This window comes from Pseudoduganella umbonata (genome assembly GCF_014192225.1).
GTDB classification, from domain to species: Bacteria; Pseudomonadota; Gammaproteobacteria; order Burkholderiales; family Burkholderiaceae_D; genus Rugamonas; species Rugamonas umbonata.
Genome location: NZ_JACHXS010000018.1, coordinates 1 through 14,310 on the forward strand (window position 1 = coordinate 1; position 14,310 = coordinate 14,310).

Genomic DNA, 14,310 nt, shown 5'->3' on the forward strand with positions numbered 1-14,310 from the left:
TTGATGCTATATGTTTTGAGCATTCCGGACCGAAGTCCGGAGGCACATCACATCAAACGCCCACACTTATCGACTGTTGATTGTTAAAGAATTCTGCCCTTGAAGGCTTGCTGTGGATCCGCTGAACTTTCGTTCGACCCGGCGACAAATCGTTGTGTTTGTCAGCAGCAGAGAGGCGAGAGTATGCAGTGTTTCGTGCGCTTCGTCAACCCCTCTTTTCTTCCCACATCAACTTGCCGTAGTCACTTTCGTGTAGGCACGTTGCTGCGAGGGACAGAACTATAACGAAAGGCCGCTTGCCGCGCAAGAGGTAAAATGCGCGATCCCCCGAATTTGCCCCAAAAGCTCCATGACGATCCTGCTGTCCACCCTCAACGCCCGCTATACCCACGCATCGCTGGGCCTGCGTTATCTGCTCGCCAATATGGGCGAACTCAAGAATGAAACGCGTATCCAGGAATTCGTCATCGGTGCGAAGACGACGGAAATGGTCGAGCGCATTCTCGCGTACGCTCCGAAGATCGTCGGCTTCGGCGTCTATATATGGAATGTCGAAGAAACCACGAAACTGGTCGCCACGCTCAAGCGCGTGGCCCCGCACATCGTGATCATGCTGGGCGGCCCCGAGGTCTCCCATGAAACGAACGAACAGCAGATCGTGCAGCTGGCCGATTACGTAGTTACCGGCTGGGGCGATGTCACCTTCCCGAAACTGTGCGGCGAAATCCTGCGCGGCCCGAAGCCGCTGATGAAGATCCACGCCGGGGTGCAACCGCCGATGGCCGATATCGCCCTGCCCTACTCCATCTACAGCGACGACGATATCGCCCACCGCACGCTGTATGTGGAAGCCTCGCGCGGCTGCCCGTTCAAATGCGAGTTCTGCCTGTCCGCGCTGGACAAGACTGCCTGGCCGTTCAATATCGATACCTTCCTGGCCGAGATGGAAGCGCTGCACGCGCGCGGCGCGCGTGTATTCAAATTCGTCGACCGCACGTTCAACCTGAACATCAAGACCAGCCTGAAGATCATGCAGTTCTTCCTCGACAAGCTGGCTGCGGATCCGGAAGACCCGGTGTATGTCCACTTCGAACTGGTGCCGGATCACCTGCCGGACGCGCTGAAGGAAGGTATTGCCAAGTTCCCGCCCGGCGCGCTGCAGTTCGAGATCGGCATCCAGAGTTTCAATCCAACGGTACAGGCCAACATCTCGCGCAAGCAGGACAACGACAAGGCCGCGGCCAACATCCGCTGGCTGTGCGAACATTCGCATGTGCACATGCACGTCGACCTGATCGCCGGCCTGCCTGGCGAAACGGTGGAAAGCTTCGCCGAAGGTTTCGATAAATTGTGGGCCCTCGGTCCGCACGAGATCCAGTTCGGCATCCTGAAGCGGCTGCGTGGCACCCCGATCATCCGCCATACCGAAGCCTTCGGCCTGGTGTTCGACCCGCACCCGCCGTACACGATCCTGGCAAACAGGGACATCGACTTCCTCACCATGCAGCGCCTGGTGCGCTTTGCCCGCTATTGGGACCTGGTGGCGAACTCGGGCCGCTTCACGCATGTGACGCCCGTACTGCTGGGCACCAGCCCGTTCGCCAACTTCATGGCCTTCGCGGACTGGTTGTATGCGAACACGGATGCCACCCACCGCATCGCGCTGGACCGCCTTGCGGCCCTCACAGGCAAGTACCTGCGGCTGCAGGGTGTCGAAGACGTGGATGGACTGCTCGCGAGCGATGGCCACGGCGTCAAACAGAAAACGGCACCGGTACCATCGGTGGCGGCGCCACAGCGCCAGGCACGGCACCTGGCAGCGTAAGCGAGCTCCGACACACGGTAGAGGCGGGGGCTGTAGCGAACGAAACGAATCTCACTTACACTGGCGACATGCCCATTGCACAAGAGCCAACCTTAACTTTTGCCCCCGGCGGCACGTCGGGAACGACGGTGACCGCCGATGGCACATGGCAGGTTCACGCACTGGCTCACCGCAAGACCATGAAGTCCATCTCCACGCAGCTGAACCGGGCAAGTCCCGAGGCGCAATGGGATCTCTCCGCGATCGACAGCATGGATCACATCGGCGCACAGCTGTTCTGGCAGGCCTGGGGCTACAAGCGCCCCGTCACCCTGAAGCTGGCGCCCGGCCAGGAGGAATTCTTCAAGCGCCTGGAGGCCACCGGCAAGCTGGAGCTGCCCCGCCAGCGCGGCCTGCACATGAACTGGGTCACCACGCTGGGCGCCGGCGTGCTGCACTTCGTCGACCACATGCAAGGCTTCGTGCAGCTGATCGGCCAGGTGGTGCAGGACCTGTGGCGCTTCGCCGCCGCGCCGCAGCGCGGACCGTGGAAGGAAATTTCCGCCAACATCTTCCATGCCGGCTTCCAGGCCCTCGGCATCACCGCACTGGTGGGCTTCCTGATCGGCGTGGTGCTGTCTTTCCTCTCCGCCCAGCAGTTGCGCAACTTCGGTGGCGACATCTACCTCGTCAACCTGCTCGGCATGAGCATCATCCGGGAACTCGGCCCGTTGCTGGCCGCGATCCTGGTCGCCGGCCGCTCCGGCTCGTCGATCACCGCGCAACTGGGCGTGATGCGGGTCACCGAGGAACTCGATGCGATGCTCGTGATGGGCATCTCGCACGGCTTCCGCCTGGTGATGCCGAAGGTGGTGGCGCTTGCGATTTCGATGCCGCTGCTGGTGATCTGGACCGATACGATGGCACTGATCGGCGGCATGGTGTCGGCCAAGGTGGAACTGAACCTCTCGGCCCGCTACTTTATCCAGAAACTGCCGGATGCGGTGCCGCTGGCGAACTATATGATCGGCCTGGGCAAGGGCGCCGTGTTCGGCATGCTGATCGCGCTGGTGTCGTGCCACTTCGGCCTGCGCATCCAGCCGAACACCGAGAGCCTGGGCCGCGGCACCACCACCTCGGTCGTTACCGCGATCACCGTCGTGATCCTGGCCGACGCCGTATTCGCGATCGTCTTCAACGGGGTGGGGTTCTGATGGCAACGGAAGAAGAGATCGACCGCAGCTGTCCGGCGGGGCCGAGCGAACTGACGCTGGACGGCAGCGTACCCGTCGTCGAAATCACGAACCTGCAGACCAGGTTCGGCAAGACGGTCATCCACAATGACCTGAACCTGACGATCGAGGACGGCGAGATCATGTCGATCGTCGGCGGCTCCGGCACCGGCAAGACCGTGCTGCTGCGGCAGATGCTGGGCCTGGAGCATCCGACGCAAGGCTGCGTGCGTATATTCGGCGAGGACATCACCCAAGCCAAACCGGCCCAGCTGCAACTGCTGCGCAACCACTGGGGCATGCTGTTCCAGGAAGGCGCACTGTACTCGGCGCTTACCGTGTTCGAGAACATTGCGCAGCCGATGCGCGAGCTGCGCGTGCTGCCCGATGCGCTGGTGCGCGATGCGGTGCTTTTGAAGATGAACATGGTGGGCCTGGGTCCAGAGCATGCGAACAAGATGCCCTCCGACCTTTCCGGCGGCATGGTCAAGCGCGTGGCCCTGGCCCGCGCACTGGCACTCGAGCCGAAGCTGCTGTTCCTGGACGAGCCCACGGCCGGCCTGGATCCGGACCGCTCGGAAAGCTTCGTTTCGCTGATCAAGTCGCTGCACCGCGAGCTGGGGCTGACCGTGGTCATGGTGACGCACGACCTCGATACGCTGTTCGCGCTGTCGACCCGCATCGCCGTGCTGGCCGAAAAACACGTGATCGCCGTGGGGCCGACGCGGGATGTGATCAACGTGGATCATCCGTTCATCAAGGAATTCTTCCTGGGCGACCGCGGCAAGCGGGCACTCGAAGCGCTGCAATAGCGCCCCAGAGAAGACACTAAGCAGACAAGGAGCACACATGGAAAACCGATCGCATGCCTTCATGACCGGCATCTTTACACTGGCCCTGCTTACTGCAGCCGTCCTGTTCGGCATCTGGTTCAACCGCGACCGCGTGGAATACGATCCCTACCTGCTGGCCACCACGCTGGCGGTCCCGGGCCTGAATCCGCAGGCTGCCGTGCGCTATCGCGGTCTCGAGGTGGGCAAGGTGGATGCGATCGACTTCGATCCGAAGATGGCCGGCCAGATCCTGATCCACCTGGCGATCGACCCGGCCACGCCGATCACGCAAACCACTTACGCCACGCTGGGCTACCAGGGCGTGACCGGCATCGCCTACATCCAGCTGGACGACCGGTCGGTAGGCTCGCAGCGCCTGGCCACCACGGAAGAGAACCCGGCGCGCATCCCGCTGCAACCGGGCCTGCTGGACCAGCTGGAGAAGCGCGGTACGGCCATCCTGGCGCAGGCGGAACAGGTCACCGTCAAACTGAACGACCTGCTCAGCGATGACAACCGCAAGACCATCCTGGCGGCATTTTCCGACGTGAGCGAAACCGTCAACCGCTACAAGGAACTGCCCGGTCAACTGGGCCCCACGATCGAGAAGCTGCCGGCGCTGGCCGCCAAGGCCGAAACGGCGATCGACTCCGTCAATACGCTGGCGCAGGACGTGACGGCACTGTCGCAAAGCCTGCACGGCCCGGAGGGCACGCTGACGCGCATCGGCGATTCGGTCGACCGCGCCGTCGTCGGCGTGGAAGCGGTGACCACCGGCGCGCAGCTGGAAACGCTGCCGAGCATCACGGCACTGACCGACGAAACCCGCTCGTCGATGCGCTCTGTGCGCCGCACGATGAATACCTTGAACGACCGCCCGCAAAGCATCCTGTTCGGCGCACCGGAAGTGGCGCCAGGCCCCGGCGAGCCCGGCTTCACAGCGCCGGCCAAGTGACGATGAACTGACAATCCCGCGATGAACGATCACACCATGAAACAATTCCGCTTCCGGCCCAAGCTGTGCAAGAACGCCGCCATCGTGGTGGCAGCCATGGCCTTGCTGGCCGGCTGCGCCTCGACCAAGAGCCCGGTCCCCAGCAGCTACGACTTCGGCCCGGTCGCCGGCCCTGCCACGCCGACGCCGGCCGCAGCCAGCTTCCCGGCCATGGTCGTGGCGGACGTGAGCGGCCCGGCCACGCTCGATACGGACCGCATGTTCTATCGCCTCACCTATGCCAATGCTCAGCAGGCCCTGCCCTATGCCTACAACCGCTGGGCCGCCACGCCGCTGCAGCTGATGTCGCAGCGGCTGAAGGCGCGCATTGCGCAGGGCGGCGTGAAGGTGCTGTCCACCACCGATGCCACGGGTGGATTGCCGCTGCTGCGCCTGGAGATGGACGAGTTTTCGCAGAACTTCGCCAGCGCCACGCAAAGCACCGCCAATATCTCGCTGCGCGCCTCGCTGTTCCGTGGCCACCAGCTGGTGGACCAGCGCACATTCACCCGTTCGGCCGCCGCACCCAGTGCCGACGCTGCCGGCGGCGCCAGCGCGCTCGCCGCCACCTCGGACGCGATCGCGGCCGATCTTCTCGCCTGGCTGGCCACGCTGCCGCCGCGCTGAGCATGAGCGGGGACGAAAGCGCCGGTACGGCAGCGGGCACGCCACCCGTTCCACCACCCGCACCGGAACGGGCGCCCGCGCCGGCCCAGGGCGGCGCGGCAGCGGAAACGCGGCCACAACGCGGCTCGCCGGTGGCCCGCGCCAGCCTGCTCGCCTACCTTCTGCTGATCATCTACGCCAGCTGGTATCCATTCTCCGGCTGGCATAACCAGGGGCTGTCGCCGCTCATCTTCCTCGAGCATACGTCGATGCCGCGCTACTGGACGAAGTTCGATGCCACCGTCAACGTGATCGGCTACATCCCGTTCGGCATGCTGATCGCCTATGCGCTGCACCCCGCCCTGCGCGGCATCCTGGCATTCATTGCCGCGGCCATTCTCGGCGCATTCATATCGGGGCTGATGGAGGCGGTGCAGACCTTCCTGCCCAGCCGCGTGTCGTCGAACCTCGACTTCTATACCAACGCGGCAGGCTGCGCGATCGGCGGCCTGATCGGTGTGCTGACCGCGCGCAAGCTGCTCGATACCAGCCATTTGTACCGCTTGCGGCAGCGCTGGTTCGCGCTGCATGCCAGCCAGGGCCTGGTGCTGGTGGCCCTGTGGCCGCTGGCGCAGATCTACCCGACCTCGTTCCTGTTCGGCCAGGGCCAGGTGCTGCCGACGCTGTCCGGCTGGCTGAGCGACCTGCTGGACATGGACATCGACCTGCTGGCCTTCGTGCGCCCCGATCCGGAGCTGACCGTGGAGCAGTACTGGCTGTCCGAAACGATGATCACGGCATGCGGCATGGTCGGCGGCGCGCTTACGCTGCTGTGCCTGATGCGCCGCCCCGCGCCACGCCTCCTGCTGGCGGCGGCGCTGCTGGCAACGGCCGTGCTGACGAAAACGCTGGCGTCGGCGCTGCTGTTCACGCCCGAAAACGCGTTTGCCTGGATCACGCCCGGTGCGCAGGGCGGCTTCCTGATCGGCGGCATCATGGTGGCCGGCCTGGCGTTCGCGCCGCCGGCGGCGCAGCGGCGGCTGGCGATCGCCACCATCCTGCTCGGCATCGTGGTCGTCAACAGCACGCCCGTGAACCCGTACTTCAGCGCCACCATGCAGGCATGGGTACAGGGCAAATTCCTGAACTTCAACGGCGCGGCGCAGTTCCTTTCCCTGCTGTGGCCGTTCTGCGCGCTGTGGTTCCTGTGGCTGCCGTCCCATAAACTCAATAAATCCTGATCGCGGGTATCATTATGGCCTGGCTTCGATCGAAGCAAATATGAGGCAAGCATGAGCGAGACTCCCTATTTCAAGCACCACGTGTTCTTCTGCATGAATACGCGGGAAGATGGCCGCGAGAGCTGCGGCCCGCGTGGCGCGGAGCAGGCGCAGAAGCACGCGAAGAAGCGTTGCAAGCAGCTGGACATCAATGGCGCGGGCGGTGTGCGCATCAACCAGGCCGGCTGCCTGGACCGCTGCGAACACGGCCCCGTGCTCGTCGTCTACCCCGAAGGCACGTGGTACACCTACGTGGACACTTCCGACATCGATGAAATCATCGACAGCCACCTGGTCGGTGGTCAACCGGTGGAAAGGCTGAAGATCAAGTAATGATGAACAAGAACACCAAGCATTTCACGATGCAGGGCAATGCCGGCCTGATGGAAGGCCTGATCGACCTGCCACTGGACGGCAGGAAGCCGCGCGGCATCGCCCTGGTGGCGCACCCGCACCCGCTGTATGGCGGCACGATGGAAAACAAGGTCACGCAAACGCTGGCGCGCGCCTTCGTGGCGCTCGATTACGCTGTGGCGCGCATCAATTTCCGCGGCGTGGGCCAGTCAGAAGGCGAGCATGACCGCGGCCATGGCGAAACCGACGACATGGAACTGCTGTACCGCCACATGGTCGAGAAATTCCCCGGGCTGCCGGTGGCACTGGCCGGGTTCTCGTTCGGCACCTACGTGCAGTCGCAGCTTGCACAGCGCCTGGCCGCAGCCGGTACGCCGGTCGAGGGCCTGGTGCTGGTGGGCGCCGCGGCCGGCAAGTGGCAGATGGCGGACATCGCGCCGAACACGATCCTGGTCCACGGCGAGAACGACGACACGATTCCCCTGCAGGCCGTGCTCGACTGGGCGCGTCCGCAGGATGTGCCGGTGCTGGTGATTCCCGGCGCGGACCACTTCTTCCACCGCAAGCTCAATCACATCAAGAGCTGGGTGATCGCATTGTGGCTCGGCCGGGCGCAACAACGGGACGACCCCGAGGACGCCTGAGCGCCTATAATGACCGGGCCATTTTTTTCTCCTGAACAAAATGGTTCCCGGTTATGCCTCACATAGAGATTCCAGATCCATGAAAAAACTGCTCGCGGCACTGGCTTCCAGTGTCCTGTTACTGACTTCCGCCGTTGCGCAAACCATCCCTGCCCCGACCATCGCCGCCAAATCGTGGCTGCTGCTCGATGCCACCAGCGGCCAGCTGATCGCCGCTCAGGACCCGAACCTGCGCGTCGAACCCGCATCGCTGACCAAGATCATGACCGCGTACCTCACCTTCGAGGCACTGCGCGACAAGAAGCTGGACATCAACCAGAAGGTCAATGTCTCCGTGCGTGCCTGGAAAGTCGATTCCTCCAGCTCGAAGATGTTCATCGATCCGGCCGTGCCGGTGTCGATCGACGACCTGCTGCATGGCCTGATGGTCCAGTCCGGCAACGACGCCGCCGTGGCGCTGGCCGAAGCGGTGGCCGGCGACGAAGCCACCTTCGTCACGCTGATGAACCGCGAGGCCAAGCGCCTCGGCATGACCAACACCCGCTTCGCCAACCCCCATGGCCTGCCCAGCCCGGACAACTTCACCACGGCACGCGACCTGTCGATCCTGGCCAAGCACGTGATACTGGAATTCCCGCAGTACTACAAGATCGACTCCGTCAAGAGCTTCACCTACAACAAGATCACCCAGCAGAACCGCAACCGCCTGCTGTGGCTCGACCCGACCGTGGACGGCATGAAAACCGGCCATACCGAATCGGCCGGCTACTGCATGGTGGCCTCGGCCAAGCGCCCGAGCGGCAACGTGGAACGCCGCCTGATCTCGGTGGTGATGGGCACGAACTCGGATGCCACCCGTACGGCGGAAAGCCAGAAGCTGCTGAACTGGGGCTTCCAGAACTTCGATACCGTGAAACTGTATGCGAAGGGCCAGGCCGTCGATACGCCGCAGATCTGGAAGGGCTCGAAGAACACGATGAAGATCGGCTTCCGCCAGGATGTGATGGTCACCGTGCCGAAAGGCGTGGCCGCCAAGATGAAGCCGGTGCTGGAGCGGAAGGATCCGCTGGTGGCACCGATCCCTGAAGGCGCCAACGTGGGCAAGCTGAAAATGGTGGTGGACGGCAAACCGATGCTGGAACTGCCGGTGGTTGCACTGGAAACGGTGGAACAGGCTTCGATCTTCGGCCGCGCATGGGATTCGATGCGCCTGTGGATGAAGTAAGCCTTTACAAGCCGTTGTAAGCGCTGCAAAAAGCCCGCCGTCCGGCGGGCTTTTTGCATTCGCACCGCTCTATAATCGTCGTTCCATTCAATTTGAAAGAAGGCCGTCATGACTTCCTGCCCCACCGTCCGCACTTCCGAATCTGGACCCGCGCTGTCGCGCATCGTTGCCGGCATGTGGCGCATGGGGGAGTGGAAAATGTCGCCGCAGGAGCGGCTGGCGCTGGTCGAGCAGTGCATCGAACTGGGCGTGACGAGCTTCGATCATGCCGACATCTATGGGAACTACGGCGTGGAGGAACTGTTTGGCGAGGCACTCGCATTGCGGCCGGCCCTGCGCGAGCGGATCCAGCTGATCAGCAAGTGCGGCATCCAGCTGGTGTCGCCGGCACGCCCGGCGCACACGATCAAGCAGTACGATACGTCGGCGGCGCACATCACCGCCTCGGTGGACAACTCGCTGAAAGCACTGCGCACCGATTTCCTCGACCTGCTGCTGATCCATCGCCCCGATCCACTGATGGACTTCGACGAGATCGCCGAAACGTTCGAACAGCTGCGCGCGGCAGGCAAGGTGAAGCATTTCGGCGTGTCCAATTTCAGCCGGCACCAGTTCGAATGCCTGCACCGCCGGATCCCGCTGGTCACCAACCAGGTGGAGTTCTCGCCGCTGCACACGACACCGATGTACGACGAAACATTCGACGGCCTGCAGGATTTACGGGTGGCGCCGATGATCTGGTCGCCATTGGCCGGCGGCCGCCTGTTCCGCGACGATCCCGCCACCGAAGCGCTGCGCAGCACCATTGGCCGCATCGCCAACGAAACCGGGCAGCCCTTCGGCAGCGTCGTGTTCGCGTGGATCATGCAATTGCCTTCCAGGCCGATCCCGCTGACCGGCAGCGGCCGCATCCAGGCGATCGAGGAAGCCGTGCGGGCCACGCAGATCAGGCTGTCGCGTAGCCAGTGGTTCGAGATCCTGCGCGCCGCGCAGGGCCACGAAGTTCCCTGACCGGCGGCGCCGGCTCACTCTTCTTCGTAGACAAGCGGCGGCGGAACGCCTTTCCAGCCGCGCTTCCAGGCGAGGTTGAGCACCAGGGTGCCGGCGATGTAGATCACGAAGAACAGCACGAAGTAATAGAAGCGCAGCCAGACCAGCAGGCCCACGTTCACCAGCAACAGTACCAGTGCGGCCATGCTTTTCTTCTGCTTCGAACTGGGGAAACGGATCGTGGAAACCATCAGGCTGCCCACCGCGAACAGCAGTACCACCACCAGCCAGCCGTGCAGGCTGGTCTCCGGCGGGAACGGCCAGGCCACCACCACCGATGCCACGCAGGCGGCACCTGCCGTGATCGGCATGCCCACGAAATACTTCGGATCGGTGCGCCCCACGCTCACGTTGAAGCGCGCCAGCCGCAACGCGCCGCAGGCCACGAAGAAGAATGCCGCCAGGCCGCCGGCCCGCAGCAGAACGGGGTCGGCAGGGCCGATCTGGACGAAGGCATAGCAATACAGCAGTATCGCCGGGCCGACGCCGAAGTTCATCACGTCCGCGATCGAATCGAGCTGCACGCCGAACTCCGAACTGGTACCGGTGGCGCGCGCAACGAAGCCATCGAGCGCATCGAAGATGCCGGCCAGGACCAGGAGCGCGGCCGCCAGCCGGTAGTCCTGGGGAAATCCGAAGTGCGCGTTGTCCACGGAAATCACGATGCTGCCGAAACCGCAGGCGATCGACAGCAGCGTGACGAAGCTGGGCAAGGCGAATTTGGCGCGCTGCATGCGCCGGGTGCGCGTGTTGTTCAATTGGGCTGGCCTGTGTTGAGTGGACCTTATTGTAACGCCGGCATCGGGCATGCCGCGCCGCATCGTCCAACGATAACCAGCGTGACGATACGGCCGGCACTGGACCCGCCGGGGCAAAATAGGCATAGAATCGCCCAATGGCCGCGCTGACCGGGGCGAGACGGGAGCTGATCATGCGCTCGACGTGCAGGTTGCAAATGCAGTGGCAAATGCGGTGGCAAGTGCGGTGGCAGGCGCGGTGGCAGGTGCGGTGGCAAATGCGGTGGCAGGTGCGCCGGCACATGCGATGTGAAGCGAAGTTGCCGGCCGTGTTGCCGGCCCGGTCGTCGGACGGTCTGCCAGTCCGGTTAGCGGCCTGGCTGTCGTTCCTGCCGGTGGCCGCGGTGCTCGTTGCCTGCGGAGGTGGCGGCGGCGGTGGCGATTCTTCGACCACGAATGTCCCGCCGAATACCCCTGTCGCACCCGAGGTGCAGCCCGGCGCGCCGGCCGCCACCGGGGACACCGCGACGGATGGCTTCGCGTGGTTCAACTATCGTCGCACCCAGATCGGCCTGGCACCGCTGGCGCGCAATGCGCTGATCGACGCCGCGGCGGCGGGCCATTCGAACTACCTGCGCCTCAATAACACTGTTTCGCACGACCAGGCGGCCGGCAATCCCGGCTTCACCGGTGCCGCGCTGGGCAACCGGCTGGCGGCAGCGGGTTACGCGCCGGCCGGGAATTATGCGTACGGCGAAGTGATTTCCGCCGCGGGCGACCGAGCCGGATTCTTCCATGCGGAGGAGCTGATCACTGCGATCTATCACCGCTTCCTGGTGTTCGAGCCGGTATTTCGCGAGATGGGGGTGGGTGCCGCCACGGCGAACAACTACACCTACTTCACGGCCGATTTCGCCACCAGCGGCGGCTACGGCGCAGGCGTCGCGCGCGGCAGCGTGGCGACTTATCCAGCCAGCGGACAAACCGCGGTCCCGGTCAACTTCATGAGCGACAGCGAATCGCCGGACCCGGTGCCGAACCTGAACGAGGTAGGCTATCCGGTCAGCGTGCATGCGAACATTTCGTCGGCGCTGAGCGTCACCAGCTTCACGATCAGGCCACGTGGCGGTTCGGACCTGGCTGTACGCCTGCTGGCCAGCGCGGCCGACACGCACACGCCAAAGTCGGCGGCGGCCGTCGTTCCCCTTGCCCGGCTCGCCGCCGGCACCACGTACGACGTCGCCTTCAGAGGTACCGTCGACAATGTCAACGTGACCCGTGACTGGTCATTCACTACCCGATGACGGCGGCCCCGGCTGGATGACCGGGCCGTCCTGGACCGGCGCAACAATACGGCGCCCGGGCAGTCGGGACAGATAGGGAACGGTGCAGAACAGGCGCTGGATACTGCCGCCTGGGGAACCATCATGGCGGCGCAGGATGACAACCAGGCGGGTGTCGTCGCACCGCAAGCCGCGCATTTAGCGGCAGCCGGGAGCGCTGACGGGATGGATGACTGCCCGCGGTCAGGTCCTGGCCGCGGAGACCGGCGCGTCAGCCTGTGTACAGGGCTTCTTCGTCGAAGGACGATGCGCAGTCGCGGCCGCAGAAGCGTTTCACGCTGTCGAGCGGCTTCTCGCAATACCAGCACGAGCCCTTCGGCGGCAACTTCTGTCGCGGCGTGGCAGCCATTGCCGGCATCATCGATGGCATCATCGACACTGCGCTGTCCGGCACTGCCTGTTCGGTCGTTTCCATGATCTTCCCCTCTCCAGACACATCAACTGCCAGCAAGATTACGTCAGCGGAAGTTTGCGGAAGTGACCAATATCAACACTATAAAAATTGTCGCCCGCCGCATCAGACTCTGTTGCTCAAATCAATCATAGCAGCATTAAAACAGGCCAACAGGCAGGGTTACGTGCGCCAGCACACGTAACTGGGGCAATTGCAGCGAGGTTGCTACAAAGAGAGGAGCGATCGAAAATTTTTCTATGGAAACGAAGCGGGCGATAGCTCGCGCTCCCGCGCCATGCCGGGAAATCGATGGCAGGCATCGACTCCCCTGACGCTGGTGGCTCGATCCCTTATTTGCCGATACAGAACCGGCTGAAAATCACGCCCAGCAGGTCGTCCGACGAAAACGCCCCGGTGATCGTGGCCAGCTGCACCTGCGCCAGGCGCAGTTCCTCGGCGAACAGGTCGAGCGACTGGTCGGTCTGCGCGGCATGGCCTTCGGCATGGTCCAGGTGCCGCGCGGCCGATTTCAACGCGACCAGGTGCCGCTCGCGGGCCAGATAGAGCGATTCGCCGGTCTGCTGCCAGCCGGCGATGCGCAGCAGTTCCTTGCGCAGCAGGTCGATGCCGGCATGATCGTGCGCCGACAGGTAGATATGCGTGGCATCGTTGCTCGCGTCGATCGACGCCTTGTGGCCGGAAAGATCGATCTTGTTCCAGATGCGCAGAACCGGCACGCCTGCCGGGAAGCCGGCCAGGATGGATTCGTCGGCGCGGGTCGGACCATGGTTCGCGTCGAGCATGTGCAGGATCACGTCCGCCTTGCCCACTTCGCCCCAGGTGCGCTCGATGCCGATACGTTCGACGACATCCACCGCTTCGTCGTGGCCGCGGATACCGGCCGTGTCGATGATGTTCAGCGGGATGCCTTCGATCTGGATCGTTTCGGTGACCTTGTCGCGCGTGGTGCCGGCGATCGGCGTGACGATGGCCACGTCCGCCCCGGCCAGCGCGTTGAGAAGTGAGGACTTACCTACGTTGGGTTGCCCCACCAGTACCACGTTCAGGCCTTCGCGCAGCAGCGCCCCCTGGGAAGCCTGGCGGAAGACGTGATCCAGCGCTTCGACGATGCCGCGCAGCTGGCCGCGCGCGTCGGACTTTTCCAGGAAGTCGATTTCCTCTTCCGGGAAATCAAGCGTGGCTTCGACCAGCATGCGCAAGTGCGTGACGCGGTCGACCAGCGCGTGGATGGCCTGCGAAAATGCGCCGGACAGCGATTGCGAGGCGGACTTCGCCGCCGCTTCGGTGGACGCGTCGATCAGGTCGGCCACCGCCTCGGCCTGTGCCAGATCGAGCTTGTCGTTCATGTAGGCGCGGCGCGTGAACTCGCCCGGCTCGGCAAGCCGCAGGCCGACATCGCGGCCTGCCTCGAGCACGCGCTGCAGCAGCATCTGCAGCACCACGGGGCCGCCATGGCCCTGTAGTTCCAGCACGTCCTCGCCCGTGTACGAGTGCGGTCCCTTGAAATAGATCGCGATGCCCTGGTCGATCAGCGTGCCGTCCGCCTGGGTGAACGGAATATAGGTAGCGTGGCGCGGCTTCAGTTCCGCGCCACCGAACAGCGCCTGCGCCAGCGGCCGCAGGTTCTTGCCGGACGCGCGCACGACGCCGATGCCGCCGCGGCCCGGGGCGGTGGCGATCGCGGCAATGGGGAGGGTATCGAGATTCATGGACAAATTTTAATGGAACGAAAAAAAACCCGTGTCGCGCACGGGTTTCGATTTTTTACTGCCGGGTCCGCGCCCAGCAGGCTG

Annotated in this window: 14 protein-coding genes; 11 read left to right on the top strand and 3 right to left on the bottom strand. The window is 63.9% G+C overall.

The window, feature by feature from the left end:
• Positions 1-349: 349 nt before the first annotated feature.
• The 10 genes from FHS02_RS30150 (at position 350) to FHS02_RS30195 (ending at position 9,983) form a co-directional block, all read left to right on the top strand.
• Positions 350-1,825: a B12-binding domain-containing radical SAM protein gene (locus tag FHS02_RS30150; RefSeq protein ID WP_137315072.1), complete on the top strand. Its 1,476-nt coding sequence runs from the start codon at positions 350-352 to the stop codon at positions 1,823-1,825.
• Positions 1,826-1,893: 68 nt separating this feature from the next.
• Entirely contained in the window at positions 1,894-3,018 is a 1,125-nt protein-coding gene (locus FHS02_RS30155; RefSeq protein ID WP_137315073.1) for an MlaE family ABC transporter permease, read from the top strand.
• Positions 3,018-3,848 carry an ABC transporter ATP-binding protein gene (locus FHS02_RS30160; RefSeq protein ID WP_137315074.1) on the top strand — a complete coding sequence of 277 codons (831 nt, stop codon included), beginning with the start codon at positions 3,018-3,020 and terminating at the stop codon, positions 3,846-3,848. Before FHS02_RS30155 ends, FHS02_RS30160 begins: the two co-directional genes overlap by 1 nt.
• A 37-nt stretch (positions 3,849-3,885) precedes the next feature.
• Positions 3,886-4,824 carry an MlaD family protein gene (locus FHS02_RS30165; RefSeq protein ID WP_137315075.1) on the top strand — a complete coding sequence of 313 codons (939 nt, stop codon included), beginning with the start codon at positions 3,886-3,888 and terminating at the stop codon, positions 4,822-4,824.
• Between the two features lie 36 nt (positions 4,825-4,860).
• Entirely contained in the window at positions 4,861-5,490 is a 630-nt protein-coding gene (locus tag FHS02_RS30170; protein WP_137315076.1) for an ABC-type transport auxiliary lipoprotein family protein, read from the top strand.
• A 2-nt stretch (positions 5,491-5,492) separates the two neighbouring features.
• A complete protein-coding gene (locus tag FHS02_RS30175; protein WP_137315077.1) occupies positions 5,493-6,710 on the top strand; it encodes a VanZ family protein in 1,218 nt (405 codons plus the stop codon).
• 51 nt (positions 6,711-6,761) lie between these two features.
• Positions 6,762-7,082 carry a (2Fe-2S) ferredoxin domain-containing protein gene (locus tag FHS02_RS30180; RefSeq protein WP_131148749.1) on the top strand — a complete coding sequence of 107 codons (321 nt, stop codon included), beginning with the start codon at positions 6,762-6,764 and terminating at the stop codon, positions 7,080-7,082.
• A 2-nt stretch (positions 7,083-7,084) separates the two neighbouring features.
• Positions 7,085-7,747 (top strand): alpha/beta hydrolase, encoded by a 663-nt coding sequence (locus FHS02_RS30185; protein ID WP_137317556.1) that lies wholly within the window; start codon positions 7,085-7,087, stop codon positions 7,745-7,747.
• Positions 7,748-7,826: 79 nt separating this feature from the next.
• On the top strand, positions 7,827-8,972 hold the full coding sequence (locus FHS02_RS30190; RefSeq protein WP_137315078.1) for a D-alanyl-D-alanine carboxypeptidase family protein: 1,146 nt from the start codon (positions 7,827-7,829) through the stop codon (positions 8,970-8,972).
• A gap of 108 nt (positions 8,973-9,080) precedes the next feature.
• Positions 9,081-9,983, top strand: a complete 903-nt coding sequence (locus tag FHS02_RS30195) for an aldo/keto reductase (RefSeq protein ID WP_229422264.1) — start codon at positions 9,081-9,083, stop codon at positions 9,981-9,983.
• A 14-nt stretch (positions 9,984-9,997) separates the two neighbouring features.
• On the opposite strand, the gene pssA is transcribed toward FHS02_RS30195, so the two are convergent.
• Positions 9,998-10,756, bottom strand: coding sequence for a CDP-diacylglycerol--serine O-phosphatidyltransferase (pssA, locus tag FHS02_RS30200; protein ID WP_137317558.1), 759 nt, complete (start codon positions 10,754-10,756; stop codon positions 9,998-10,000).
• A 305-nt stretch (positions 10,757-11,061) separates the two neighbouring features.
• On the opposite strand from pssA, the gene FHS02_RS30205 reads away from it, so the two are divergent.
• Positions 11,062-12,063, top strand: coding sequence for a CAP domain-containing protein (locus FHS02_RS30205; protein ID WP_137315079.1), 1,002 nt, complete (start codon positions 11,062-11,064; stop codon positions 12,061-12,063).
• 250 nt (positions 12,064-12,313) lie between these two features.
• On the opposite strand, the gene FHS02_RS30210 is transcribed toward FHS02_RS30205, so the two are convergent.
• Together FHS02_RS30210 and mnmE are read right to left on the bottom strand one after the other, a co-directional pair.
• Positions 12,314-12,517, bottom strand: coding sequence for a hypothetical protein (locus FHS02_RS30210; protein ID WP_137315080.1), 204 nt, complete (start codon positions 12,515-12,517; stop codon positions 12,314-12,316).
• Between the two features lie 329 nt (positions 12,518-12,846).
• The gene (gene mnmE / locus FHS02_RS30215; RefSeq protein WP_137315081.1) at positions 12,847-14,226 is read right to left on the bottom strand and encodes a tRNA uridine-5-carboxymethylaminomethyl(34) synthesis GTPase MnmE; all 1,380 of its coding nucleotides are present in this window, start codon (positions 14,224-14,226) and stop codon (positions 12,847-12,849) included.
• Positions 14,227-14,310: the final 84 nt, after the last annotated feature.